At 55.2% G+C, this 25,103-nt stretch carries 23 protein-coding genes and 1 tRNA gene; 22 read left to right on the top strand and 2 right to left on the bottom strand.

Annotated elements, in window-relative coordinates:
• Positions 1-44: 44 nt before the first annotated feature.
• Positions 45-1,259 carry a peptidase U32 family protein gene (locus tag GURA_RS18810; protein WP_011940499.1) on the bottom strand — a complete coding sequence of 405 codons (1,215 nt, stop codon included), beginning with the start codon at positions 1,257-1,259 and terminating at the stop codon, positions 45-47.
• 339 nt (positions 1,260-1,598) lie between these two features.
• On the opposite strand from GURA_RS18810, the gene ybgF reads away from it, so the two are divergent.
• The 19 genes from ybgF to rplI all read left to right on the top strand — a co-directional run bounded on the left by ybgF (position 1,599) and on the right by rplI (position 17,806).
• The gene (gene ybgF / locus GURA_RS18805; protein WP_011940498.1) at positions 1,599-2,318 is read left to right on the top strand and encodes a tol-pal system protein YbgF; all 720 of its coding nucleotides are present in this window, start codon (positions 1,599-1,601) and stop codon (positions 2,316-2,318) included.
• A 17-nt stretch (positions 2,319-2,335) separates the two neighbouring features.
• Positions 2,336-3,358, top strand: coding sequence for a LysM peptidoglycan-binding domain-containing protein (locus GURA_RS18800; RefSeq protein WP_011940497.1), 1,023 nt, complete (start codon positions 2,336-2,338; stop codon positions 3,356-3,358).
• A 51-nt stretch (positions 3,359-3,409) separates the two neighbouring features.
• Positions 3,410-4,489 carry a DNA-processing protein DprA gene (gene dprA / locus GURA_RS18795; RefSeq protein ID WP_011940496.1) on the top strand — a complete coding sequence of 360 codons (1,080 nt, stop codon included), beginning with the start codon at positions 3,410-3,412 and terminating at the stop codon, positions 4,487-4,489.
• 42 nt (positions 4,490-4,531) lie between these two features.
• Positions 4,532-6,802: a type I DNA topoisomerase gene (gene topA, locus GURA_RS18790; protein ID WP_011940495.1), complete on the top strand. Its 2,271-nt coding sequence runs from the start codon at positions 4,532-4,534 to the stop codon at positions 6,800-6,802.
• Positions 6,803-6,909: 107 nt separating this feature from the next.
• A complete protein-coding gene (gene trmFO, locus GURA_RS18785; RefSeq protein ID WP_011940494.1) occupies positions 6,910-8,217 on the top strand; it encodes a methylenetetrahydrofolate--tRNA-(uracil(54)-C(5))-methyltransferase (FADH(2)-oxidizing) TrmFO in 1,308 nt (435 codons plus the stop codon).
• Between the two features lie 54 nt (positions 8,218-8,271).
• Positions 8,272-8,562, top strand: a complete 291-nt coding sequence (locus GURA_RS18780; protein WP_011940493.1) for a hypothetical protein — start codon at positions 8,272-8,274, stop codon at positions 8,560-8,562.
• Positions 8,546-9,127: a Maf family nucleotide pyrophosphatase gene (locus GURA_RS18775; protein ID WP_041246146.1), complete on the top strand. Its 582-nt coding sequence runs from the start codon at positions 8,546-8,548 to the stop codon at positions 9,125-9,127. Before GURA_RS18780 ends, GURA_RS18775 begins: the two co-directional genes overlap by 17 nt.
• Positions 9,128-9,226: 99 nt before the next feature.
• The gene (locus GURA_RS18770; protein WP_011940491.1) at positions 9,227-9,940 is read left to right on the top strand and encodes a YggS family pyridoxal phosphate-dependent enzyme; all 714 of its coding nucleotides are present in this window, start codon (positions 9,227-9,229) and stop codon (positions 9,938-9,940) included.
• A 184-nt stretch (positions 9,941-10,124) separates the two neighbouring features.
• A complete protein-coding gene (locus GURA_RS18765; protein ID WP_011940490.1) occupies positions 10,125-10,823 on the top strand; it encodes a carbonic anhydrase in 699 nt (232 codons plus the stop codon).
• A 222-nt stretch (positions 10,824-11,045) separates the two neighbouring features.
• Positions 11,046-11,888, top strand: coding sequence for a 4-(cytidine 5'-diphospho)-2-C-methyl-D-erythritol kinase (ispE, locus tag GURA_RS18760; protein ID WP_011940489.1), 843 nt, complete (start codon positions 11,046-11,048; stop codon positions 11,886-11,888).
• Positions 11,889-11,939: 51 nt separating this feature from the next.
• A tRNA-Gln gene (locus tag GURA_RS18755) sits at positions 11,940-12,014 on the top strand.
• A gap of 36 nt (positions 12,015-12,050) precedes the next feature.
• Positions 12,051-13,001 carry a ribose-phosphate diphosphokinase gene (locus GURA_RS18750; protein ID WP_011940488.1) on the top strand — a complete coding sequence of 317 codons (951 nt, stop codon included), beginning with the start codon at positions 12,051-12,053 and terminating at the stop codon, positions 12,999-13,001.
• 59 nt (positions 13,002-13,060) lie between these two features.
• Positions 13,061-13,645 carry a 50S ribosomal protein L25 gene (locus tag GURA_RS18745; protein WP_011940487.1) on the top strand — a complete coding sequence of 195 codons (585 nt, stop codon included), beginning with the start codon at positions 13,061-13,063 and terminating at the stop codon, positions 13,643-13,645.
• Positions 13,646-13,666: 21 nt separating this feature from the next.
• Complete coding sequence (pth, locus tag GURA_RS18740) at positions 13,667-14,242, top strand: aminoacyl-tRNA hydrolase (RefSeq protein ID WP_011940486.1); 576 nt, start codon at positions 13,667-13,669, stop codon at positions 14,240-14,242.
• Between the two features lie 11 nt (positions 14,243-14,253).
• The gene (gene ychF / locus GURA_RS18735; protein ID WP_011940485.1) at positions 14,254-15,348 is read left to right on the top strand and encodes a redox-regulated ATPase YchF; all 1,095 of its coding nucleotides are present in this window, start codon (positions 14,254-14,256) and stop codon (positions 15,346-15,348) included.
• A 364-nt stretch (positions 15,349-15,712) separates the two neighbouring features.
• Positions 15,713-16,099, top strand: a complete 387-nt coding sequence (gene rpsF / locus GURA_RS18730; RefSeq protein ID WP_011940484.1) for a 30S ribosomal protein S6 — start codon at positions 15,713-15,715, stop codon at positions 16,097-16,099.
• A 4-nt stretch (positions 16,100-16,103) separates the two neighbouring features.
• Positions 16,104-16,379 carry a 30S ribosomal protein S18 gene (gene rpsR / locus GURA_RS18725; protein WP_011940483.1) on the top strand — a complete coding sequence of 92 codons (276 nt, stop codon included), beginning with the start codon at positions 16,104-16,106 and terminating at the stop codon, positions 16,377-16,379.
• 15 nt (positions 16,380-16,394) lie between these two features.
• Positions 16,395-17,339: a YybS family protein gene (locus GURA_RS18720; RefSeq protein ID WP_011940482.1), complete on the top strand. Its 945-nt coding sequence runs from the start codon at positions 16,395-16,397 to the stop codon at positions 17,337-17,339.
• 23 nt (positions 17,340-17,362) lie between these two features.
• Positions 17,363-17,806 (top strand): 50S ribosomal protein L9, encoded by a 444-nt coding sequence (gene rplI / locus GURA_RS18715; RefSeq protein WP_011940481.1) that lies wholly within the window; start codon positions 17,363-17,365, stop codon positions 17,804-17,806.
• A gap of 96 nt (positions 17,807-17,902) precedes the next feature.
• Here the strand turns inward: rplI and mutM are convergent, their stop codons facing one another.
• Complete coding sequence (mutM, locus tag GURA_RS18710) at positions 17,903-18,718, bottom strand: bifunctional DNA-formamidopyrimidine glycosylase/DNA-(apurinic or apyrimidinic site) lyase (protein ID WP_011940480.1); 816 nt, start codon at positions 18,716-18,718, stop codon at positions 17,903-17,905.
• Between the two features lie 328 nt (positions 18,719-19,046).
• Between mutM and glyQ the strand changes: the two genes are divergently transcribed.
• From glyQ to ppdK, 3 genes are all read left to right on the top strand, one after another.
• On the top strand, positions 19,047-19,922 hold the full coding sequence (glyQ, locus tag GURA_RS18705; RefSeq protein ID WP_011940479.1) for a glycine--tRNA ligase subunit alpha: 876 nt from the start codon (positions 19,047-19,049) through the stop codon (positions 19,920-19,922).
• On the top strand, positions 19,922-21,988 hold the full coding sequence (gene glyS, locus GURA_RS18700; protein ID WP_011940478.1) for a glycine--tRNA ligase subunit beta: 2,067 nt from the start codon (positions 19,922-19,924) through the stop codon (positions 21,986-21,988). Before glyQ ends, glyS begins: the two co-directional genes overlap by 1 nt.
• Positions 21,989-22,243: 255 nt before the next feature.
• The gene (gene ppdK, locus GURA_RS18695; RefSeq protein WP_011940477.1) at positions 22,244-24,904 is read left to right on the top strand and encodes a pyruvate, phosphate dikinase; all 2,661 of its coding nucleotides are present in this window, start codon (positions 22,244-22,246) and stop codon (positions 24,902-24,904) included.
• Positions 24,905-25,103 lie beyond the last annotated feature (199 nt).

Here is a 25,103-nt window from a genome sequence, read left to right as displayed (position 1 = left end):
GACCGTTTGCCGTACTTCGCTGGTATTCGGCTTGCGACAGCAATCTACAAGGATTTTTCCCGTCGGACCAGGTCATATTTCTCTGCTGCGAAAGCGGTCCTGACAATGATGCGTTGGTTAGGGTTGGCAGCTTCAACCCTTTCTCCCCGGTCGGTGATGATCTCTTTCATTTCGTGGAAGGAAGACGACATGGCGGGACCGATGAATTCCAGGGTGTCTCCGGTTTTTATCCTGTTCCTGACTTCCAATATAATGGCGCCGTCCGGCAGTGGCTCTTCTACTATGCCGACAAATTCATGGTTTCTAATATAGCTGGAGTGGTACTGGTGGTCAATATCTTTTGGCGGGCCGAGGAAAAAGCCCGTTGTGTAGCCGCGGTGGCTGATCTTGCAGAGTTCCTCCAGCCAGTCGGGATCACAGCGGTAGGTTTCCGGCTCTGCGAAGTAACGGTCCAGGGCCTGGCGGTAAATTCTCACGACAGAGGCAACGTAATAGATCCCCTTCATTCTTCCTTCGATTTTCAGGGAATCCACCCCAGCGCCCGCCAGTTCCGGCAGGTAGGTAAGTAGGCAGAGGTCTTTGGAGTTGAAGATAAAAGTGCCGTTTTCATCCTCCATGACCGGGAAATACTCGCCGGGTCTCGTTTCTTCGACGATGGCGTAGTTCCAGCGGCAGGGCTGGGTGCATTCACCCTTGTTGGCGTTTCTGCCGCTCATGACGCTGGACAGGAGGCAGCGCCCCGAATAGGAGATGCACATGGCTCCGTGAACAAAGGCCTCCAGTTCGATGTCGGTCCTCTCCCTGACTTGGCGCATCCCTTCAAGGGACATCTCGCGGGCAAGGTTAATACGCCGTATCCCCTGTTTCTGCCAGAAAAGAGCGCTTTTCCAGTTTGTGGTGTTGGCCTGAGTTGAGAGGTGGATGTCGCGTTCCGGCGAGATTTCCCTGATGGTTTCAATGACACCGGGATCTGCGGCAATGTAGGCGTCGAAGGGGATAGGGCGCACTTCTTCCAGATAATGCAGCAATTCGCCTATATCATCGTTGTCGGGGTAGGCGTTGACCGTGAGGTAGACCTTAACCCCCCGTTCATGGGCATAGACCACGGCTTCCGCCAGTTCGGCGGTGGAGAAATTATCGGCCAGGTTCCGCAAACCGAAGCTTTTTCCCCCCAGGTAGACGGCATCAGCGCCGTAATGGACGGCGATACGGAGTTTTTCCATGTTGCCGGCTGGGGCAAGGAGTTCGGGCTTTTTCATGCTTTGTTTCTGCAACAGTTCATCCGTTTACGAATCTAGGAGCCTGTCGGACTTAGGAATGAATCTACTGCGAGAATGGCAAATCGGTCCATATTCCCGTAAATTTTCGACGAATAGGTCCACTATTAGCTCTCAAATTTCCGGAAATCTGTCCTCGATTTTCCATTCTCTCGCTACGATTCCCTAAGTCCGACAGGCTCCTAGGGGGAGAGATTTACATTCATCTGCGCGGGGATGGTAACATATTCGCAGGTGTTATTAAACCCCAAATCAAAGCTTTATTCTTGACAAAAATCGGGAAAAAGCTTTAATTGTGTTAAATTTTCTCAAGGAGAAGACATGCGACTACTGTACGGGCTTATCATCGGCGTTTTTAGCTTCCTGGCTGTTGGTTGCGGCAATAACGATCTGGTTGTGAAAAAACAGGCTGAGATGGAAGCCCGGCTGGAGCAATTGGCCCAGGCTAATGTGGCTACCAATGCGCATCTCACAGATTTGACCAATGATATCAGAACGCTGCAGATACAGCTTTCGGCAACTTCGGCGGATGTTGAGGCGCTGAAGCCGAGCTATAAGGAATTCAAGGCATCCATAGAGCTGATCTACCAAAAGCTCGCCCCGCCGCCGCCGGCCGAAACAGCGAAAATCGAGGTGGTCAACAAGGAAGCCGCACCATCTGATAATGATTCCGCACCCCAGGACGCATATATAAAGGCATTCGGCCTGTTCAGCGCCAATAATTACAGCGGCGCCATCGAAGCGTTTGAGGCTTTCGTCAAATCCTATCCCGACAGTGAATATGCCGGGAATGCCGTCTATTGGGTCGGGGAGTGTTATTATACCCAGCACAATTATAGTAAGGCGCTGGAATCGTTTTCAAAGGTAGTTGTCGACTACCCGAAAGGGAACAAGGTTCCCGACGCCATGCTGAAGATCGGCTATTCGCTGATCAGCATGAACGAGCCGTTAAAAGCACGAGCAGAGTTGCAGTCCCTGGTGGGCAAATACCCGAAAAGCCCGGCTGCCGCGAAGGCAAGAGAACGGCTGGGACGTCTTTAAAATCCTGTGAGGTGTTTATGAGAAGGTTGATTTTTATCGGATTGCTACTCCTCATGTCGTTCATCTCTTCCCGCGAAGTCTTTGCCCAGGAGGAACCGACCGTTTACGTGATCCAGAAGGGCGATACCCTCTGGGGCCTGTCGGAAAAGTTCTTGCAGGATCCCTATTACTGGCCGAATCTCTGGGCACGAAACCAGTCCATAACAAATCCCCACTTTATCTTTCCGGGGCAGCGATTGAAGGTCTATCCCGACAGGATCGAAGTGGAAACTCCCGCGGAGGTTCCGGCGCCTGCCGTGCATGGCGAAGAGCCGCAGCCGGCTGAAACGAAGAAAATCGTTGAAGAGGTGGCCCCGGTAAAAACTTATACGGTGAGCGGCGGTGAAGGATTCCTCATGGAAAACGGGCTGAAGCCTTCCGGCTATATAGTCTCAACCTATCAGGGGCGGCAGATGGTTGGTGAGGACGACATCGTTTACACCGACATCGGCAAGGCGAATGGCGTTGAGGTCGGCGACAAGTTTTCCGTCTACAAGAAAATGGGCGCCGTCAGTCATCCGGTAACCAATGTGATCCTGGGGTACAAGGTGATCCCCCTTGGTACGCTGCAGCTTTCAGAGCTGGAGGAGAAAGTTTCCAAGGCGATTGTGACCAAGTCCTTTCAGGAGATCGGTGCAGGGTCATTCCTGATGCCCTTCCGCCCACGGAAGCTTGAGGTGGCGCTGAAAGCCTCCGACAAGGAGCTTGTCGGCTACATCGTCGAAACCAAAACCGGCAACAAGGCCATTGCGGCGGGTGATGTTGCATACCTGGATCTTGGGAAGCAGCAGGGAGTTGAGGTCGGCAACATGCTCTATATCGTTCGGGATGTGGCTCCCGATCAGACGTACGCCCTCGATAAGATAGAAAAACTGCCGGCGGAGCTATTGGGCGCCCTGGTGATTGTCGAGACCAAGGAAAATACATCTACCGCCCTGGTGGTAAAGAGCATCGACACCATATACCGTGGTGATCGTGTCGAGTTGAAAAAAAACAGATAACAGCGCTGAAAAAGGGACGGCCTTCCAGGCCGGTCCCTTTTTTTATTGATCATGGACCATTATTACTGGTTTGCCTTGAAATCAATCCCTTTGGTTGGGAATGTGACGTTCCGTCGCCTCCTGGAGCGCTTTGACACACCGGAGCGGGCGCTTAAGGCGTCAGCCTCAGAACTGTCCACTGTGAAAGGTGTCAGTGCCGCCGCTGCAGCCTCCATTCTGACCCATGATTACCGTCCCTTCGCCGAGCGGGAATCCGAGGCGGTGGCGCGGCACGGCGTGAAGGTTGTCGATTTTCTCGCTACGGAGTATCCGAAGGTCCTGTTGGAGATTTCCGATCCGCCGCCATTTCTTTATGTTCGGGGAGAGTTGCATGGGGTGGAAGACGCCGTTGCCATTGTCGGATCCCGTCGTGCCTCGACATACGGGTTGGTGACGACAGAACGCCTGGCCGGGGAACTGGCTCTGCACGGCGTAACGGTGGTTTCCGGCATGGCCCGGGGGGTAGACACGGCTGCCCATCGAGGAGCACTGAAGGCCGGGGGCAGGAGCATCGGTGTGCTGGGGTGCGGTATCGATGTCGTGTATCCGCCGGAAAACCAGCGGCTTTTTAAAGAAATGGCCGAAAAGGGGGCGCTCGTTTCCGAGTTTCCCATGGGGACGACCCCGCTGGCGGAGAATTTCCCCCGCCGCAATCGGATTATCAGCGGCATTTCCCGGGGAGTGCTGGTGGTTGAGGCAGTGCAGAACAGCGGCTCGCTCATCACTGCACGTTACGCCCTGGACCAGGGGCGCGAGGTTTTTGCCATCCCCGGCAATATCAACAGCAGCGGCAGCCGGGGAACCAACCAGCTGATCAAGCAGGGAGCCAAGCTGGTCGATGGGGTGGAGGACATCCTGGAGGAATTGCCGCAACGGTCCAAGGTTGTTGCACATGCCGACCCTTTGCCGAGTTTCAGTCTGACACCGCAGGAGGCGGGCATTTATACCTTGCTTGCCGAATCGCCGCTTCATATCGACGATATCATCGTCAAAAGTGAATTGACAGTGGGAGACGTTTCCGCTATTTTACTCCGCCTGGAGCTGAAAGGGGCTGTAATGCAGCTTCCGGGCAAGCATTTTGCCATCACATAGCCTGACAATCAAATTGAAACCAACTTAATTATCGGTGAACATATGCCACGACATCTAGTCATAGTTGAATCTCCGGCCAAGGCCAAGACCATTGAAAAGTTTCTCGGTACGGATTACAAGGTGCTCGCCTCTTTCGGCCATGTCCGGGCGTTGCCCAGCAAGCAGGGATCGGTGGATATCGAGCATGATTTCGAACCGAAATATGCGGTCCTCCCCGAGAGTAAAAAACATATCGATGCTATCAAGAAAGAGTTGAAGAACTCCGATTCCCTGCTCCTGGCGACTGACCCCGACCGTGAAGGGGAGGCGATCTCCTGGCACCTCCTGGCGGCGCTGGGACTGGATAAAAAGAAGCCGGCCATCGACATCAAGCGGGTCGTGTTCCATGAGATTACCAAAGGCGCCATTATACACGCCGTTGAGAATCCTCGCAGCATTTCCCATGAGCTGGTGGACGCCCAGCAGGCTCGCTCTGTGCTCGATTATCTGGTCGGTTTCAATCTTTCGCCGTTTCTCTGGAAAAAGATTCGCTACGGCCTATCCGCCGGGCGTGTCCAATCGGTTGCTTTGCGCCTGGTCTGCGAACGGGAAAAGGAGATCCAGGCCTTCACGGAACAGGAGTACTGGACCATTGCCGCCCAGCTGGCAACCGGTGCGCAGCAGAATGTCACCGCCAACCTGGTGGAAGCTGAGGGACAAAAGCTCGGCAAATTCGGCATCCCCGACAAGGCGGCCGCAGAACGGCTGACGGAAATTCTCGCCAATGGGAGCTATCAGGTTGACAAGGTAACCAGAAGCGAGCGCAAGCGGCAGCCCTCGCCCCCCTTTACCACCTCCACCTTGCAGCAGGAGGCGGCGCGCAAACTCGGCTTCTCCGCCAAGAAGACCATGTCCATTGCCCAGAAGCTCTACGAGGGAATCGATGTGGGGGAGGGGACGGTCGGTCTCATCACCTATATGCGTACCGACAGCGTGGTTCTCTCCCAGCAGGCCCTCGACGAAGCCCACGAGGTTATCACCAGCCTCTACGGAAAGGAATATGCCCTGGCGAAGCCGAGGTTCTTCAAGAACAAGGCGAAAAACGCCCAGGAGGCCCATGAGGCGATACGCCCCACCTACATCTGCAAGACCCCCGTTGAGCTGAAAAAGTTTCTCTCTTCGGACCAGTTCAAGCTCTACGACCTGATCTGGAAGCGGACCGTTGCCTGTCAGATGGCCGAGGCGCTCCTGGATCAGACCTCGGTGGACATCGGCGCCGGCGAAGGTTACAAGTTCAGGGCAGCTGGAACCGTGATCCGTTTTCCCGGCTTCATGAAGCTCTACATCGAGGGGGTTGACGACGAGACGGAGGAGAAGGAAGGGGTGCTGCCGCCGCTCAATGAAGGTGACCCGTTGAAACTTAAGGAATTGCTTCCAGAACAGCACTTTACCCAGCCGCCTCCCCGCTATACCGAGGCAACCCTGGTCAAGACCCTTGAGGAATACGGCATCGGCCGCCCCTCCACCTATGCCAGCATCATGAATACGCTCGTGGAGCGTAAATATGCCCGTCTCGACAAGAAACGCTTCTTTCCCGAAGATGTGGGGATGGTGGTCAGCGAACTGCTGGTAAACCATTTTACCAAGTACGTTGACTACAATTTTACCGCTTCGCTGGAAGAGGAGCTGGATCGGGTATCGCGAGGTGAAAAGAAATGGAAGCCGCTTCTCCATGACTTCTGGGAACCTTTCCAGACGTTGCTCAAGCAGAAGGAAGGAGAGGTCAACAAGTCCGATCTCACCACCGAAGCTACCGACGAGATCTGCCCGGAGTGCAGCAAGCCTCTGGTGGTAAAACTCGGCAAGTTCGGCAAGTTTTTTGCCTGTTCCGGCTATCCGGAGTGCAAGTATATCCGCCCTCTGGACAAGGACAAGAAAGATGTTGCCGAGCCGGTCATTTCCGAGGAAAAATGCGACAAGTGCGGCAGCCAGATGCTGATCAAGGAAGGACGGTTCGGCAAATACCTGGCCTGCTCAGCCTATCCCGCCTGCAAGAACATCCAGCCGCTGGTCAAGCCGAAGGGGACCGGCATCAAGTGCGTGGAGTGCGGCGAGGGGGAATTGACCGAAAAAAAATCCCGCTACGGCAAGATGTTCTATTCCTGCAACCGTTATCCCCAGTGCAAGTTCGCCCTCTGGGACCTCCCCGTGGAAAAGCCCTGCCCCAAGTGCGGTTTTCCGCTCCTGGTGAAGAAGGTTTACAAGCGGGAAGGGGAGTTCCTCAAATGCCCGAAAGAGGGGTGCGATTACAAGGAAGGCGGGAAAGAGAAGTAAGTGTTCCGATTGCCGCTGCCGGATGGGGATAGTCCAAATTCGGTAAACGGTCAAACTTTGATTCTTAAGCGGGATTTTTTGATCCCGCTTTTTTGTGGGTGCAACGAATGATTAAGGAAAAACTGACAATTATCGGCGCCGGTCTTGCCGGTTGCGAAGCGGCTTGGCAGGCTGCCGGGCGCGGTGTGGCCGTGACCCTCCACGAGATGAAGCCGGAGAAATACTCTCCCGCTCATCACCTGCCCGGCCTGGCTGAACTGGTCTGCTCCAACTCGTTGCGCGGCGAGTCACTGGAAAACGCGGTCGGGCTCCTGAAAGAAGAACTGAGACGGCTCGGCTCTCTGTTCATGGAGGCTGCCCTTGCCACCCGCGTGCCTGCCGGTGGCGCTCTGGCCGTGGATCGCGGGCTCTTTTCAGCATTCATAACTGACAAAATCGAGAATCACCCCCTGATCGAGGTGGTGCATGGCGAGGTTGCGGAGATTCCGGCTGACGGCACGGTGATCGTGGCTTCCGGTCCTTTGACCAGCGATGCGCTGGCTGCGAGCATCGGCAAGTATACGGGGGATTACCTTTATTTCTATGATGCCATTGCTCCTATCGTCACGTCCGATTCCATCGACCTGTCCAAGGCCTTTCGCGCCTCCCGCTATGGAAAGGGAGACGGTGATGATTACCTGAACTGTCCGCTGGATGAGGCTGAATACAAGGCATTTATTGCGGCGCTACTCGCCGCGGAGAAGGTCGCCGCGAAAGAGTTTGAAAAAGTGGTACACTTTGAAGGGTGTATGCCGATCGAGGAAATGGCGGAGCGCGGCCTCGACACCTTGCGTTTCGGGCCAATGAAGCCGGTAGGTCTCATCGATCCCCGTACGGGCATCGAGCCGCACGCGGTGGTGCAGCTTCGGCAGGAAAACCGCGAGGGGACCCTGTTCAACCTGGTCGGTTTCCAGACCAAGCTCACCTACCCCGAGCAGCAGCGCATCTTCAGAACGATACCGGGACTGGGGAAAGCCGAGTTCGTCAGGCTCGGTTCCATGCACCGCAATACCTTCATCAACGCACCGCAGCTTCTTTTGTCAACATTTCAGTTGAAGCGGGAGCCACGCATCCTCTTTGCCGGACAGATCACCGGCGTAGAGGGGTATGTGGAATCTGCGGCGAGCGGATTTCTTGCCGGCTTGAACGGGGCTCGGCTGGCAAAAGGAGAGGCGCTGATCGTGCCGCCATCCGTCACGGCGCTGGGTGCGCTGGTGAACCATATCACTTCGGCCCCGGCAAAGCATTTTCAGCCGATGAACATCAATTATGGCCTCTTTCCCGACCTCGCCGGCAGGGTGAAGAAGAAAGAAAAGCGTGCTAAACTTGCAGAACGGGCACTGACTGAACTGGACGGGTGGATGAATACGCTGTAGGGGCGCGGTTTTCGTGCCCAGGGCGGGGAGTCCCCGCCCCTACAAGGGGAAGACATGGACAAGGACAAGGAAAAACAGGAAATATCGGTCATCGGCAGGCTCTTTTCCCTGGAGGCGCTGCTCATCCTCATGGGGCTCTTTTCCCTTGGTTCCGGCTTGCAAACCGGACAGCCGACCCAGATCTTCTTTGGGGTGATGATTGTCGGCGGGGCAGTGCTACTCCATTTCGTTCGGAAGAAGGACTGGAAAAAGCACTGGGAGGAGCAAGAGAAGTTAAAATTGTTCTACGAGATGAAGGAGCGGGAGAGAAAGGAGCGGGCGCGCCATGATGCAGGCAAAAAGTAATATAATCCTGGCTTCGGCTTCTCCCCGACGGGTGGAGTTGCTCAGTTCGGCCGGCATCGAGTTCGAGGTGGTAGCCGGCGATGTGGATGAGGGTCTTCTTTCGGGCGAGACACCGGAAGACCATGTGGTGCGGCTTGCCCGGGCCAAGGCCGAGGATGTGGCGCGAAAGTCCGGAGGCCGCTTTTACATCGGGGCTGATACCATCGTCGTCTGTGAAGGTGAGATTATGGGAAAGCCGAAGGATTCTGCCGATGCGGAGCGGATGCTCAATAAGCTTTCCGGTATTCCCCATGAGGTTGTCACCGGATTTGCCGTTTACGACAAAGAGCGCGACGGTGTAATTACCGACGCTGTCAGGACCAGGGTTTATTTCAAGCATTTACGCGACGAGGAAATTCGGGCATATATTGCAACCGGTTGCCCGTTTGACAAGGCCGGGGCTTACGCCATCCAGGGAGGCGCAGCCTACATGGTGCAGAAGATCGAGGGGTCCTATTCCAACGTGGTCGGGCTGCCGCTGTGCGAGGTGGTTGATGCGCTGCGAAGAATGGGTGCGATCGAGTAATAATTGAATTTTTTATCAAGCAGCACAGAGACGCAGAGGAAACCACATGGGCTTTTACGGTTTCTCTGCGCCTCAGTGTCTGTGGTGGGTCTCTAACGTATGTTCATTGCCGATAATCTCAAATTCATTCACGAAAGAATAGCAGCCGCAGCCCTGAAAGCCGGCCGTGATCCCGCTTCCGTGCTCCTCGTGGCCGTGTCCAAGACCCGGGATGCTTCAGCCGTTGACGATGCAGCCAGGAGTGGGCAGCGACTCTTCGGCGAGAACTATGTGCAGGAGCTGGTGACCAAGGCGGCGCAAGTCTCGGAATCGGTAGCCTGGCATTTTATCGGCGGTCTCCAGTCCAACAAAGTGCGGCAGATCGCCGGTTTGGTGGAGATGATTCATTCCGTGGACCGGCTGTCCCTTGCCCGGGAGATTGACCGGCAGTGGGGGCGGCTGGGAAAAACATGCAATGTGTTGATTCAGGTGAACATTGCCTGCGAAGCCAGCAAGTGCGGGGCGAACTCTGCGGATGTGCTCGGGCTGGTGCGTAATGTTGCCGCGTTGCCCCATCTGCGAATAAAAGGGCTTATGACCATGCCCCCCTTTTTTGACGACCCGGAAGGGGCGCGACCATATTTCAGAGAGTTGAAGCGGCTCTCTGAGCTTGTTGCAGCGGAACGTATTCTCAAAGTGGAAATGACCGAGCTCTCCATGGGGATGTCGGGAGATTTCGAGGTGGCGATCGCAGAGGGGGCGACCCTCGTCCGGGTCGGTTCAGCCATATTTGGCGAAAGAGAGCGGCAACGATCTCCCGTTCAAAGAACGTGAGATCGGGTGAGGGTGGTCGACATTGAAGGGGATGTGCTCAGGGTAGTAAGGGTAGAAGGTATGCTTTCAATGGAAGGTTAAAAAATTTTATATATATTTTGCTTGATTAATGTTTGCTTTCTGTATACATTCCCCCGCAGTTTTCCGCTTTGGGAAAATTTAATTCATTTTGTGGGGGTTATGTATGAAGAAGTTTACCGCTGTTCTCGCTCTGGTTGGAGCACTCCTGTCGGGCAGCCTTGCCCTGGCATCTACCACCGCTACAACTGCCGTTACGCCGGACCAGGCTCTGCGTCTCTTGATGGACGGCAACAGGCATTTCGTCAAAGGTGACCTCGACAACCTGGAGCATATGTCGACGGTCAGCCGCCGGGCTGCTCTTGTAGCCGGCCAGCATCCCTATGCAATCATCCTCACCTGTTCCGATTCCCGCGTTCCGCCCGAAATTCTCTTCGACAAGGGGCTTGGTGAAATTTTTGTGGCAAGGGTCGCCGGGAATATCGCTACTGCCAGCGAGCTTCTGGGGAGTATAGAGTACGGCGTCGAACATCTGGGGGCTTCTCTGATCATGGTGCTCGGTCACTCGAAGTGTGGAGCTGTTACAGCCACCTATGATGCTCACGTGACCGGCGCCATGCCGGAGAAAAATATCGACAGCCTTGTTAAGGCCATTGACCCGGCCGTGACTGCTGTCCTTGCAACAAAACCGTCCGGCACCAAGGATGAGGTCGTTGAAGAGTGCATAGTGGAAAACGTAAATAAGGTTACCGAATCCATCGAAGCCAATTCACCGATCGTCAAGGAATTTGTGGAGCATGGCAAGGTCAAAATCGTCAAGGCCAAGTACGACCTCAGCACAGGGGTTGTCAGTCTGCTTCCGTAACCGGAAGAACTGATGGTTTCATGAGAAAAGGGGCGCAGAAATGTGCCCCTTTTCTCATTCGTTTGTTACGGTGTATTAGGTGTGATGGTGATGGAAACGCGGTGGTTCAGAGTATTACACGACATGGGGAAGGGGGATGGGAGGTTTTTCTCCTTGATTTATCGTCTGAATTGATTTAGATAAATTTACTTGCTCTGAAAACGGCTTCGAGGGAATAAACGCGTGAAGAAAGTGAAACTCAAGGCCCCGGCCAAGGTCAATTACCGCCTGGATGTGTTGCGCAGGCGGCCGGACGGCTACCATGACCTGCGCATGATCATGCAGCGCATCGATCTCTGCGACGACATCGAAATTGCACTTTCAGGCACCCGGGGTGTGCGGGTGACTTGCGGCAGGGATGGTGTGCCTGACGGGCCGGACAATATTGCCTGGCGGGCGGCTGATGCACTGCTCACAATCTCGGGAAGGGCCGTGGGGCTTGATATTGCTATTACCAAGAACATACCCGTGGCGGCAGGCCTCGGCGGTGGCAGCAGCGACGGCGCAACCGTGCTGATGGGGGTGAATGAGCTGCTCGGGCTGGGATTCTCCGATGAACGGTTGATGGAGATAGGTGTCAAACTTGGGGCGGATGTGCCGTTTTTTATTTTTAAAAAGACGGCTCTGGCCGAGGGGATCGGTGACAAACTTACTGCGGTCGAAACCATATCGCCCGTCTGGCTGGTGCTTGTCAATCCGCATCTCCATGTTTCAACGGGCTGGGTTTACCAAAATTTACGATTGACAGCCATGAAAGATGACGATATAATTCCTCGCTTCTATGGGAAGATTGAGGACGTTTGCGCAATTCTTGCCAATGATCTCGAGTCTGTCACCATCGGCAGATTTCCCGTGATACAGGAAATCAAAGAGCGGCTACTTCGGGTTGGAGCCTGCGGGTCACTCATGTCCGGTAGCGGGTCGACGGTCTTCGGGCTCTTTAAGGATGAAGCTGCAGCCAGGCGAGCCGCAGAAACGCTTGCCGCTGAAAGCAACTGGTTTGTAGTCGCTGTAAAGACGTTATAAACTTCGGTGAGTCGTGAGTGATTCATGCACGGTTCACAATTCACTGCATTTTGGGGCGTCGCCAAGCGGTAAGGCACCGGATTTTGATTCCGGCATTCCCAGGTTCGATCCCTGGCGCCCCAGCCATAAAACTCAGTAAAGCCACAGAGGAAGCGGTTACTTATGGAAGACAAAATCAGGGTGTTTAGCGGCAATTCCAACCCGGCTCTGGCAGAAAAAATCTGCGCCAGCCTTAAAGTGCCTTTGGGGCAGGCGAAAGTAAAAACCTTCTCCGACGGCGAAATCATGGTGGAAATAGGGGAGAATGTTCGCGGCCGCGACATTTACGTGGTCCAGTCGACCTGTTCCCCAACCAACAATAACCTGATGGAACTCCTGATTATGATGGACGCCCTGAAGCGTGCGTCTGCCGCCACTATTACGGTGGTCATGCCTTATTACGGTTATGCCCGTCAGGATCGCAAAGCCGCCCCGCGCACCCCGATCACCTCGAAACTGGTGGCCGATCTCATAACTACCGCAGGTGCCGACCGGGTGGTTACCGTTGATCTCCATGCCGGTCAGATCCAGGGCTTTTTCAATATTCCGGTCGACAACCTCTATGCGGCGCCGGTTATTATCGATCATCTGAAAAGTCGTTTCCCGAACGAACATGACAAAATTGTCATGGTATCACCCGACGCCGGCGGTACCGAGCGGGCCAGGGCCTTTGCCAAGCGTCTCGGCTGTACCCTCGCCGTCATCGATAAGCGTCGTACCGCTCCCAATGTGGCGGAAGTCATGCATCTTATCGGCGACGTCAAGGGCAAGACGGCAATCATTCTCGACGACATGATCGATACAGCCGGAACTCTGACCCAGGCAGCCAATGCCTTGAAAGCGCACGGCGCCGATACCATCTATGCCTGCGCCACTCATGGTGTTCTTTCCGGTCCCGCCATTGAGCGGATCAACAACTCCGTGATTGAAAGAATAGTGATTACCGATACCATCCCCTTGGGGGAAAAAGCTGATCAAACCGAAAAAATCAAGGTGCTGTCCGTGGCTAATCTTCTTGCTGAAGCCATCAGGCGTATTCATGAGGATGAGTCCGTCAGCTCGCTTTTTGTATAATCGCGTAACATCAAGTTTTGGAAACATTGATTAATATTACAATTAACATCGGAGGATGTATGGAAGAGAGAGTATTGAATGTTGAATTGAGAACCAAGACCGGTAAAGGGATCTCCCGTCAACTCAGGAGAAACAATTTCATTCCCGGTGTCGTTTATGGAAAGGGGATGGAGTCCGTTCCCGTCTCCCTCAGCACGAAAGAGCTGAGCACCGCTATCGCCGGTGAGGGGGGGCGTAACCACCTTCTTACCCTGAAAGGGGGGGGGGGCCTCGATGGCCAGATGGTGATCGTTGCCGAACTTCTCCAGGATTGTCTTAAGGGGACCCCGCGTCACGTGGATCTGCACAAGATAAACATGGCCGACAAGGTCAGGGTGAAAGTGCCCGTTAATCTGGTTGGCTCGGCGGTTGGCGTAAAGGAAGGCGGTCTGCTCGACTTTGCCATGCACGAAATCGAGATCGAGTGTTTCCCCACGCACATACCAGAGCACATTGATGTTGATGTGACGGAATTGACCATTGGCCATTCGCTCCATATCGGTGATATCAAGGAGCTGCCCGGGATCAAGGTATTGGGAGATGCCACGGTATCGGTGGTAAGCATTCTCGGCAAGGTAAAGGAAGAGCCTGTAGTAGATGCATAGAAGTTCCTTGTCTGGTGATATATGGCTGTAAAACTTATTGTTGGGCTGGGGAACCCCGGCCCAAAATACCAATGGACCCGCCACAACGCGGGTTTTATGGTTTTAGACCGACTCTCGCATCTGACCGGCATTACTGTTACCAGAAAGAATTTCTCCGGCTTGTGTGGCGAGGGGAGCTGGCAGGGAGATCGCCTGATTCTCCTCAAACCTCAGACCTTCATGAATCTGTCCGGTCGTTCCGTCGCGGAAGCCCTCCGATTTCACAAACTTACCGTTGAAGATCTCATCGTCATCCATGACGACCTCGATATTCCCTTTGGTCGGGTTAAGCTGAAGGCAGGAGGCGGTCATGCCGGTCACAACGGCCTCCGCTCCCTCTCCCAGGAACTGGGGAGCGGTGCCTTTTTAAGGGTCCGGATGGGGATCGGACGTCCCCTTCATGGCGATGTGGTCAACTATGTGCTCAGTAATTTTTCGCCGGAAGAGATGATCGGTCTTCCCCGGCTGCTGGACGGGATTGTCGACCTTCTTGAGATGCTTATCACGGAGGGTCTTCCCAAGACCATGAGTCTTTATAACAACAAAGAACTGCTTTAAAGGATTGAATTATGGGTTTTAACTGCGGCATAGTCGGACTTCCCAACGTGGGAAAGTCCACCATCTTTAATGCGCTTACTTCTGCCGGGGCTGAATCGGCCAATTATCCGTTCTGCACCATTGACCCGAATGTCGGCATCGTTCAGGTGCCGGACGAGCGGATGAAACAACTGGCAGTGATCGTCAAGCCTGAACGGATTCTCCCCACAACCATCGAATTCCTCGATATTGCCGGTCTGGTCAAGGGGGCGAGTCAGGGGGAAGGGTTGGGGAACAAGTTCCTTGGTCATATTCGCTCGGTAGACGCCATTGTCCACGTGGTGCGCTGCTTTGAAGACGAGAACGTCGTCCATGTCAGCGGCAGTGTCGACCCGGTGAGCGATATCGAGGTGATCAAAACCGAATTGGGCCTTGCTGATCTGGACAGCGTGGAAAAGAAGCTGGTGCGGGTGGAAAAACTGGCCAAAAGCGGCGACAAGAAGATCAAGGATGAGGCTGATTTCTACCAGCGCCTGAAGAGCGCCGTCGAGCAGGGTAAATCACCGCGGGATGTCGTCCAGAACGATGATGAAAAGCTTCTGCTGCGCGAACTGCACCTCTTGACCGACAAGCCGGTCCTCTACGTTGCCAATGTCGCCGAGGATGATCTGGAGGGGACGCATCCGTTTGTCGGTCGGGTCCGGGAACTGGCCGTAGCGGAAGGGGCAAAGCTCGTCACCATCTGCGGCAGGATAGAAGCGGAGATTTCCGAACTTGCCGGGGAAGAGAAGCAGGCGTTCCTTGCCGAAATGGGGTTGAAGGAGTCCGGCCTTGATCGGTTGATCCGTACAGGTTATGAACTGCTTGGCCTGATCACCTATTTTACGGCCGGGGTGAAGGAAGTGCGCGCCTGGACCATTACCAGGGGGACCAAGGCGCCCCAGGCGGCCGGTGTTATCCACTCGGATTTTGAGAAAGGGTTCATTCGCGCCGAGGTGATAGCCTTCAATGATTTCATTGCTGCCGGCGGGGAGGCCGGGGCCAAGGAAAAAGGTCTGATGCGTCTGGAGGGGAAGGAGTATGTTGTGCAGGACGGTGACGTGATGCACTTCCGCTTCAACGTGTAGCTTGACAAACGGGCAGGTTTTAACAAAAGCCGTTCACCGGGTCAGCCGGTTGAGCGGCTTTTGTCGTTATTCCAATTCCAAATCAAGGCGCTATCTTCGCTGGCTCGTCTTCGGCTCCTCAACGTGCTATCTGTACGCCTTCGTCGCCTCACTCCTCGCCGCCTTGATTTCATCCTTGATTTGAAATTGGAATTACAGGCGGGTTGAAGCTGTCCGCCTTTTATCAGGAAATTATCTGGAAAAACACTTGTAAAAGTAGCTGAGCTATGCTAATAATTCCTCTTTCCAAAAGAGCGGCCATCCGGCCGTATCTCCTTGCTCCGGGTTGGACCGGGGCTAACTAAACCGTGAGGAGGAAGTAACAATGAGGATGTACGAGACGATTTTTATCGTCCAGCCCGACCTTGGCGAAGAGGAAATGAAGGGCATTTCCACCAAGGTACAGGATGTTATCGCCAGCATGAAAGGTGATTTCAAAAGGCTGGAAGACTGGGGGCCGAGGAAGCTGGCTTACCCGATCAACAAGTTTGCCCGTGGTCGCTACTATTATCTCCGTTTTGACGGCGATTCAGCACTCATTGCCGAGCTTGAGCGGCGTCTGAGACTTGACGACAAGGTCATCAGATACCAGAGTGTCAAGCTTGAGAAAGAGGTTGCGCTTGCTGCCGCCATCCCTACCAAAGTCGCTGAGGAAGAGGCTGTCGAGTCCGCCGAAGAGACCAAGGTAGAAACGACAACTGTGGAGGAATAGATAGATGAGTGACGAAAGAACACCCCAAAGAAGCAGCGGTCCCCGGAAAAAGAGACCTTTTCAGCGGCGCAAGGTATGCCGCTTCTGTGCGGATAAGCAGGTAAGCATTGATTACAAGGATCCCCGCACCCTTCGCTATTTCATCAGCGAGCGTGGCAAGATCATCCCGAGAAGGATTTCCGGTAACTGTGCAAAGCATCAGCGGGAAATCACCGAGGCGATCAAACGTGCGAGAAACATCGCATTGCTGCCCATCGCTGGTAGCCATGCATCTCAATAACAGGCGGCTTGCTCGATGAAGTTTCCCGTGCAGGGGACGCCGTTGGACGTAATGAAGGGGAGCGCCGTGACACTGGCGCTCTTCCTTGCCTATATATCCTTGCCGCTCGTCGGAATATTGCCGGGAGTAGCGGCTCCCGTAGCGGGTGTCTACTATTCTCTGAAAAGCGGCAGGATTGCCGGTGTTGCCATTGTTATAGCAACCGCGGCGCTTCTGGCCGTTGCTGTTGATCCGGCGACCACGGCGATATACTTGATGCAGTGCGGGGTGATGACGCTTGCCCTGCCGGAATTCCTTTCGCGGGGTAAAGGCGGCTCCCGATCAATCGTCTATACCGTGGCAATCAACCTTGTCGTCATCCTGGCGGTTGCCGCTGCTTATGGAATTTTGTCGGGCCAAAACCTGCATGCACAGGTAATAAAGGGAATAAATGCGAGCATTACGCAAACCATAACCCTTTATGAGAAAGCCGGCATCAAGGGGGATGAGCTCAAGACGCTCCAGCAGGCGATGCAGCAGGCCGGAATCCTCATCGGCCGGATATATCCGGCGCTTGTGACAGTCGGACTGAGTATCGTTGCCGGGTTAAACCTGCTCCTGCTCAGGAAACTGGCATCTCGGTACTCAGTGTCGCTGGTGCTTGGCGACTTCAACAGGTTCAAAAACCCGGAACAATTGATCTGGGTGCTTATTGCAGCCGGTTTTGCCATGCTTGTAGACAACGACGTGGTCACACCGGCAGCTTTGAACCTGCTGATCGTCATTGTTTCGCTTTATTTTATCCAGGGGATGGCGGTAATTACCCATTCCTTCAACCGATTTGTCGTGCCGGGCTTTGTCCGGTTCATATTTTACCTGCTGCTGGCAGTACAGCCCTTTCTTGCCCTGGTGGTTGCTGTGCTCGGCATATTCGATTTATGGGGCGATTTCCGTACCCCCAAAAAAAAGGAAAACCTGTAAATTCAGGCTAGGAGGAAACAGACATGAAAGTAATTCTCAAGGAAAACATTGAAAATCTCGGCCACATCGGTGACATTGTCAAGGTGGCGCCCGGTTATGCCAGAAACTACCTGCTTCCCAAGGGTTTCGCTCTCGAAGCGACCACCAAGAACGCCAAAGCACTTGACCATGCGAAAAAGCACCTGGAATACAAAAAGAACAAGGTGCTGGAACAGGCAAGAGTGCTTGCGGCAAAAATCGAGGGTCTCGCGCTTAACCTCAGCCACCAGGCCGGTGAAGAGGGTAAGCTGTTCGGCGCCGTTACCAACATGGAACTGGCTGAGCAGATGAAGGCACAGGGGATTGAAATCGACCGCAAGAAAATCATTCTGGCCGAGCCGATCAAGCACCTGGGCGAGTTTACCGCTACGGTCAAGATTCATCCCGAGGTAAACGCCACCCTTAAGGTGACCGTTTCCAAGGCGTAATAAGTTTTCGCACTGGTGTGCGGCGAGAAGTACAAAAGGCGGCGCGGGTTTTCCCGGCCGCCTTTTTGCGTCCGGTGCAACTCAAGATAAGGCCGTTCAATGCTGGCATCTGTCGCAGAAATAGGTGGATCTTCCCCCCTGTCGGCTGCGCCGGATCGGCGCGCCACAGCCGGGACAGGGGGCGTCGTTACGGCCGTAAACGGAGAAACTCATGGGAAAATAGCCCGGTTTCCCTTCGCTGACGAGGAAATCACCAAGAGTGCTGCCGCCGCTGGCGATGGCGTCTGTCAACACCTCTTTGATGGTATCGGCCAGCCGAAGACAGTGTGTTGTAGAAAGGGCTCCGGCAGGTGTTTCAGGGTGGATGCCGGCACGAAACAGCGCTTCGCAGGCATAGATGTTTCCAACTCCCGCCAGCACCCGGCTGTCCATGATGAACTGCTTGACAGTTATCCTGCGGCCGCGGCTTTTCGTGTAGAGGTAATCGCCGGAAAAGTCGCCCGTCAGTGGTTCGGGGCCGTGCTTTGCCAGCAGCGTGTGGCGCAGGGGATCGTCATGGGTCCAGACGATTGTGCTGAAGCGGCGCGGATCGGTTAACCGCAGGCAAAGACCGCTGTTGAGTACAAGGTCGAGATGATCGTGCCTGCCTGGCGGCGTATCCGCCTGTACCAGACGCAGATTGCCGGTCATCCCCAGGTGGAGGATAAGGGTTCCGGCGGTAAAGCGCACGAGGAGGTACTTGCCTCGCCGCTCCACCGCTGAAATGATCCGGCCGGAGAGAATGGAATCGAGATCCGGCTGTAAGGGGAGGCGAAGTTTGGCGGTGCGAACCGTAACCCGGCAGATACGCTTTCCCACCAGGTAAGGTGCAATGCCGCGACGGGTGGTTTCAACTTCAGGGAGTTCAGGCATAACATCCTTTTGGCTGCAGAAGGTGAACGGCTGATAGTTGCGAATAGTGAGAAAGGCTAGCACATAAGTGGCCCAATCTCAACATGGGATACTCATTGACCTGAAAACCCCGGTTAACCGCAGATGCGCTTTCTCCCCAATTCCCCTGAATTTTCAATCGCCTTGCGCTGCCAGTGTCGATTCCGGGCCGATAATCCTTGACACTCAGTGCCATAAATTGTAATCTACGGCCGCTAAATGATTGTATATAGTATGCTTTTTCACCCTTATCAAATCCGCGTTTACACTGAATAAAAATGATATTTCCATATGCCGAGGAGGTACTGTGTTGACCTTTCAGGATCTGATTCTCTCCCTTCAGGGGTACTGGGCCAAGCAGGGATGCGTTATACAGCAGCCCTATGATTGCGAAAAGGGCGCCGGCACCTTCAATCCTGCCACCTTTCTGCGTGTGCTCGGCCCGGAGCCGTGGAACGTTGCCTACGTTGAGCCGTCCCGTCGGCCGACCGACGGGCGCTACGGAGAGAATCCCAACCGCCTTCAGCACTACTACCAGTTTCAGGTCATCATGAAGCCTTCGCCCATGAATATCCTCGACCTCTATCTCGACTCCCTCCGCTCTTTCGGCATCAACCCCAATCAGCACGACATCCGCTTCGTCGAGGATGACTGGGAGTCACCGACACTCGGGGCCTGGGGCCTTGGCTGGGAGGTCTGGCTCGACGGCATGGAGATCACCCAGTTCACCTATTTCCAGCAGGCCGGCGGCATCGACCTGAAGCCGGTTTCCTCGGAGATCACCTACGGCTGCGAGCGGATCGCCATGTACCTGCAGGGGGTGGACAATGTCTATGACCTGGAATGGGTAAAAGGGGTGCGGTACGGCGACATCCACCATGAGAGCGAGGTGGAATTTTCCACTTATAACTTTGAGGAAGCTGACGTGGAGATGCTTCTTCAGTTGTTCGGGATGTACGAAAAAGAGTGCGTCAGGCTGGTGGAAAAGGGGCTGGTGCTCCCCGCCTACGACTATGTGATGAAATGCTCCCATACCTTCAATCTGCTCGATGCGCGGGGCGCCATCTCCGTTACCGAGCGTGCCTCCTACATCGGCAAGGTGCGTAATGTGGCGAAGCTTTGTGCCGAGGGGTACTTGCAGATGCGTGAGCGGCTTGGATTTCCGCTTTTGAAAGGAGGCCGCTAATGACAAAAGAACTGTTCCTGGAAATTGGCACCGAAGAGATTCCTGCCGGGTTTCTTCCCAAGGCCATGGCCGAGATGGAAGGCCTGATCAGGAAAGAGCTGGACAACGCCCGAATCGCCTTCGGCGAGGTGAAAGCCATGGCGACGCCCCGTCGTCTGGCGCTGGTGGTAAGCCAGGTGGCCGGGCAGCAGGCCGATGCGGAGATTACCGCCATGGGGCCGGCGAAAAAGGTTGCTTTCAACGAGGACGGCACGCCGACCAGAGCGGGGGAGGGCTTTGCCCGCGGGCAAGGTGTGGAACCTTCCGCCCTCAGCATCGTGGTCACCGAGAAGGGCGAATACGTCGCCGTGACGAAAAAAGAGACCGGTGTCCCCACTGTCGGGCTCCTTGGCGAGATTCTTCCCCGCCTGATCAACAATATATCGTTCAAGAAATCCATGCGCTGGGGGGATCTGGACGTCCGTTTCGCCCGCCCTGTGCACTGGATCGTGGCTCTGTTCGACGGCATCGTCGTGCCGTTCAGTTTCGGCAACATCGAAAGCGGCACCATGTCCCGCGGCCACCGCTTCATGGCCAACACTTCGTTCCCGGTGCGCGATTTCACCCACTATCTGGATGAGTGCGAACGGCACTTCGTCATACCTGACCCGGCCAAGCGGAAGGAGATTATCCGCCGCGAGATTCACCGGGTGGCGAAGGCCGCCGGCGGGCGCCTCCTGCCGGACGAAGGGCTGCTGGAGCAAGTCACCTATCTGGTGGAGTACCCGAGCGCAGTGCACGGCACCTTCTCTGCAGAATTCCTGGTGGTGCCGCGGGAAGTGCTCATTACCTCCATGCGCGAACACCAGCGTTATTTCTCCCTGGTGGACGACAACGGCAAGCTCCTTCCCGGTTTCATCACCATTAACAACACCCTCACCGAGGACCCGTCCGTGGTGGTGAAGGGGAATGAGCGGGTGCTGCGCGCCCGTCTTTCCGACGCCCGCTTCTTTTTCGACGAGGACAAGAAGGTCCCCCTGGAGAATCGGGTCGAATCGCTGAAGAGCGTCCTCTATCAAGCCAAGCTCGGCACTTCCTATGAGAAGATGGAAAGGTTCCGGGCACTGGCCGAAGGGGTTGCAGAGGAACTCCAACCCGGGTTGAAGGAAAAGGTTTCTCAAGCCGCCACCCTCTGCAAGGCGGATCTGGTGACGGGCATGGTCGGTGAATTCCCGGAGGTTCAAGGGATCATGGGGCGTGAGTACGCATTTCTGCAAGGAATCGACCCGGGGGTGGCGAACGCCATCGCCGAGCACTACCTGCCTACACAGGCAGGGGGGGAACTGCCTGCTTCGGACATCGGCGCCTTCGTCTCGATCGCCGACAAGCTGGACACCATCTGCGGCTGCTTCAGCGTCGGCCTGATCCCGACCGGCTCCGCCGACCCATACGCACTGCGCCGTGCCGCACTGGGGATCATCAACATCATTGTCGCCAAGGGGTATGCCCTGCAGCTGACAACCCTGGTTTCCAAAGCCCTTGCCCGGCTGGAAGGCAAACTTACCCGGAAGAAAGAGGAAGTCTTCGGCGATGTGATGGACTTTTTTCAAGGCCGCTTCGTCAACCTGATGACCGACCGTTTCCCTGCGGATGTGGTGGATGCGGTGGTGGCAGTCTCTTTCGACGATCTGGTCGATACTGCCGCCAAGATCGAGGCCCTCGCCGTATTCAAGAAGCGGCCCGACTTTGAGCCGCTGGCAGTGGCTTTCAAGCGAGTCTGCAACATCGTCAAGGGCCCGGTAGTGGTGGTGGGAGTCAATGAACTGGACTTCGAAGAGGACGCTGAAGGGACGCTGCATCGGGCTTACCATAGTGTTGCCGGCACTGTTGCGGCAAAGGTCGCCGAGCGGGACTACCTTGCGGCCCTGACGCAGATCGCCACCCTCAAGGGTGCGGTCGACGACTTCTTCGACAATGTCATGGTCATGGCCGAGGATGAACGGGTGAGGAACAACCGGCTGGCCCTGCTTCAAGAGATTAAGGGCCTGTTCAGGGACATTGCAGACTTTGCAAAAATAACCGCTTAGCCGAAAGGCAAGCGGTTTTTTTTATGTTTTAATATCGCTAAATCGTCTTTGAATAAGACTAAATAGTTTTTAATAAAGCTTAACGGTATTTGAATCTAAATAAAAAAACCGGCTATGGAAAAAGTTCCTGCTTTTTAAGGACCGAGGAAAAAAGGTGAGGATCGAGGTTTAAATTCCTCGCTCATCGAGCATTCAACCTCAATCTTTTAGGAAGTTGACTTCGGCCAAAGCCGGCAAAAACAGAGGAGGAAGCACATGGCAGCAAAGTATGTCTATTTTTTTGGTAACGGCAAGGCTGAAGGGCGTGCGGAAATGAAAAACCTGCTCGGCGGGAAGGGAGCCAACCTTGCGGAGATGACGAGCATCGGACTGCCGGTGCCGGCGGGCTTTACCATCACCACCGAAGTCTGCACCGAGTTTTACAAAAATGATCGCAACTATCCGGCCGGACTGAAGGAAGAGGTGGCAGAGAACCTGCGCCAGGTGGAAGGGTTGATGGGGAAGCGGTTCGGCGACCCTGAAAACCCGCTTCTCGTTTCGGTTCGTTCCGGCGCCCGGGCCTCCATGCCCGGCATGATGGATACCATTCTCAACCTGGGGCTCAACGATACCACGGTGCAGGGGATTATCGAGCAGAGCAGGGATGATCGCTTTGCCTATGACGCCTATCGCCGCTTTGTCCAGATGTATTCGGACGTGGTGATGGGGATGAACAAGGACGAGCTGGAACATATTCTGGAGAAAAAGAAGGAAGAAAAAGGGGCCCGCCTCGATACGGATCTGACTGCCGCCGATTGGAAAGAACTGGTCGGCAAATTCAAGGCGCGGATCAAGGAAGTGCTCGGCCAGGATTTCCCCGAAGACCCGCAGGAGCAGTTGTGGGGGGCCATCGGGGCGGTATTTGGTTCATGGATGAACCAGCGGGCCATCACCTACCGCAAACTCAACAACATTCCGGCTGACTGGGGGACAGCGGTCAATGTCCAGTCAATGGTGTTCGGCAACATGGGGAACGACTGCGCCACCGGCGTTGCCTTTACCCGCGATCCTTCCACCGGCAAAAACTATTTTTATGGCGAATACCTGATCAATGCCCAGGGGGAGGATGTGGTAGCGGGAATCCGAACCCCGCAGCCGATCAACAAGGCGAATGGCGATTCCTGCCTTCCCTCCATGGAAGAGACCATGCCCGAGTGCTATCGGCAGCTGGTGGAGATCCGCTCCATACTGGAAAAGCACTATAAGGACATGCAGGATATCGAGTTCACCATTGAAAAAGGCAAGCTCTACATGCTCCAGACCAGGAACGGCAAGCGGACCGCCACCGCAGCCATCAAGGTTGCCGTGGACATGGTCAGGGAAGGTCTGATCGACGAGAAGACCGCCGTGCTCCGTGTCGCGCCGAGCCAGCTTGACCAACTCCTCCACCCGTCTCTCGACCCCAAGGCGCCGAAGAAGATAATCGCCAAGGGCCTTCCCGCCTCACCGGGGGCGGCAGGGGGCGAGGTGGTCTTCACTGCCGACGAGGCCGAGGCTGCCGCCAAGGTCGGCCTCAAGGTGATCCTGGTCCGGGTGGAGACGAGCCCGGAGGATATCCACGGCATGCACGCTGCCCAGGGAATTCTTACCGCGCGCGGCGGCATGACCTCCCACGCGGCCGTCGTCGCCCGCGGCATGGGAAAATGCTGCGTGGCCGGCTGTGGTGATATCAAGGTGGACTATGCCGCCGGGCAGTTTGTCGCCAATGGCGGTCTGGTTGTGAAGAAGGGCGATGTCGTCACCCTCGACGGTTCGACCGGTGAAGTTATACTGGGGTCCGTTCCTACAGTCACGCCGGAGATGACCGGCGACTTTGCCACCCTCATGACATGGGTTGACAAGTTCCGCAAGCTCAAGGTGCGGACCAACGCCGATACGCCGAAGGATTCCAAGACCGCCCGCGAGTTCGGTGCTGAGGGGATCGGCCTCTGCCGGACCGAGCACATGTTCTTCGAGGCTGACAGGATTGCCGCAGTGCGCGAGATGATTCTCGCCGAGGATGTGGAGGGTCGGAAAAAAGCGCTGGTCAAGATTCTCCCCATGCAAAAGGGGGATTTCCTCGGCATTTTCCGCGAGATGAAGGGGCTGCCCGTTACTATCAGGCTTCTCGATCCGCCGCTCCATGAATTCCTCCCCCACGAGGACAAGGATATCGACGAGCTGGCCAAAACCATGGGGGTAACACCCAAGACCTTGAAGAACAAGGTTGAATACCTGCACGAATTCAACCCGATGCTCGGCCATCGCGGCTGCCGCCTCGGCCTCACCTTCCCGGAAATCTATGACATGCAGGTGCAGGCCATAATGGAAGCCGCCTGCGAGTTGGTCAAGAATGAAGGGTTCGACATCGTTCCCGAGATCATGATTCCGCTGGTCGCTGTTGACAAGGAACTGAAGACCCTGCGCGAGAATGCGATCACTGTCTGCGAGGAGGTAATCGGCCGCTACGGGATCAAGGTGGAGTACCTGATCGGCACCATGATCGAGTTGCCGCGCGCTGCGCTGACTGCCGATGAAATTGCCCTTGAGGCGGAGTTCTTCTCCTTCGGCACCAACGACCTGACCCAGACCACCTTCGGTCTCTCCCGCGACGATGCCGGCAAGTTCCTGCCGTTCTATGTGGAGAGCGGTCTCCTCGAGGACGACCCGTTTGTCTCTCTCGATCAGAACGGGGTAGGCCAGTTGGTCAAAATAGCCTGCGAGAAAGGGCGTGCCACCCGGCCGCATATCAAACTCGGCATCTGCGGCGAGCATGGCGGCGATCCCGCCTCGGTCATCTTTTGCCACAAGATCGGTCTCGACTATGTCTCCTGCTCGCCGTTCAGGGTGCCCATCGCACGACTGGCCGCCGCCCATGCGGCACTGATGGATAAATAAGAACGTAAACTGGGGGCAATCCTTGTGATTGCCCTATGATGGGGCAGACACAAGATCTGCCCCTACCTTTAGACATTTATTCACCGGGGAAATAAATCATCTTGACACCGTTCGGCTAAAAGTGTAAATACGCAGAAGATTTTCTGTGGGCCCCGGAGTAAGCCCTTATTTCTAGAGCGAGCTAGTCGTTACAGGAGAA

The sequence above is a fragment of the Geotalea uraniireducens Rf4 genome (genome assembly GCF_000016745.1).
GTDB classification, from domain to species: Bacteria; Desulfobacterota; Desulfuromonadia; order Geobacterales; family Geobacteraceae; genus Geotalea; species Geotalea uraniireducens.
The sequence above is the reverse complement of the archived record's forward strand: the minus strand, read 5'-3'. Positions and strand labels throughout refer to the sequence as shown.

Bases quoted from the DNA above. Each gene is read 5' to 3' on its own strand.
- GURA_RS18810 (WP_011940499.1), bottom strand. From the start codon at position 1,259: ATGAAAAAGCCCGAACTCCTTGCCCCAGCCGGCAACATGGAAAAACTC.
- ybgF (WP_011940498.1), top strand. From the start codon at position 1,599: ATGCGACTACTGTACGGGCTTATCATCGGCGTTTTTAGCTTCCTGGCT.
- GURA_RS18800 (WP_011940497.1), top strand. From the start codon at position 2,336: ATGAGAAGGTTGATTTTTATCGGATTGCTACTCCTCATGTCGTTCATC.
- dprA (WP_011940496.1), top strand. From the start codon at position 3,410: ATGGACCATTATTACTGGTTTGCCTTGAAATCAATCCCTTTGGTTGGG.
- topA (WP_011940495.1), top strand. From the start codon at position 4,532: ATGCCACGACATCTAGTCATAGTTGAATCTCCGGCCAAGGCCAAGACC.
- trmFO (WP_011940494.1), top strand. From the start codon at position 6,910: ATGATTAAGGAAAAACTGACAATTATCGGCGCCGGTCTTGCCGGTTGC.
- GURA_RS18780 (WP_011940493.1), top strand. From the start codon at position 8,272: ATGGACAAGGACAAGGAAAAACAGGAAATATCGGTCATCGGCAGGCTC.
- GURA_RS18775 (WP_041246146.1), top strand. From the start codon at position 8,546: ATGCAGGCAAAAAGTAATATAATCCTGGCTTCGGCTTCTCCCCGACGG.
- GURA_RS18770 (WP_011940491.1), top strand. From the start codon at position 9,227: ATGTTCATTGCCGATAATCTCAAATTCATTCACGAAAGAATAGCAGCC.
- GURA_RS18765 (WP_011940490.1), top strand. From the start codon at position 10,125: ATGAAGAAGTTTACCGCTGTTCTCGCTCTGGTTGGAGCACTCCTGTCG.
- GURA_RS18750 (WP_011940488.1), top strand. From the start codon at position 12,051: ATGGAAGACAAAATCAGGGTGTTTAGCGGCAATTCCAACCCGGCTCTG.
- GURA_RS18745 (WP_011940487.1), top strand. From the start codon at position 13,061: ATGGAAGAGAGAGTATTGAATGTTGAATTGAGAACCAAGACCGGTAAA.
- pth (WP_011940486.1), top strand. From the start codon at position 13,667: ATGGCTGTAAAACTTATTGTTGGGCTGGGGAACCCCGGCCCAAAATAC.
- ychF (WP_011940485.1), top strand. From the start codon at position 14,254: ATGGGTTTTAACTGCGGCATAGTCGGACTTCCCAACGTGGGAAAGTCC.
- rpsF (WP_011940484.1), top strand. From the start codon at position 15,713: ATGAGGATGTACGAGACGATTTTTATCGTCCAGCCCGACCTTGGCGAA.
- rpsR (WP_011940483.1), top strand. From the start codon at position 16,104: ATGAGTGACGAAAGAACACCCCAAAGAAGCAGCGGTCCCCGGAAAAAG.
- GURA_RS18720 (WP_011940482.1), top strand. From the start codon at position 16,395: ATGAAGTTTCCCGTGCAGGGGACGCCGTTGGACGTAATGAAGGGGAGC.
- rplI (WP_011940481.1), top strand. From the start codon at position 17,363: ATGAAAGTAATTCTCAAGGAAAACATTGAAAATCTCGGCCACATCGGT.
- mutM (WP_011940480.1), bottom strand. From the start codon at position 18,718: ATGCCTGAACTCCCTGAAGTTGAAACCACCCGTCGCGGCATTGCACCT.
- glyS (WP_011940478.1), top strand. From the start codon at position 19,922: ATGACAAAAGAACTGTTCCTGGAAATTGGCACCGAAGAGATTCCTGCC.
- ppdK (WP_011940477.1), top strand. From the start codon at position 22,244: ATGGCAGCAAAGTATGTCTATTTTTTTGGTAACGGCAAGGCTGAAGGG.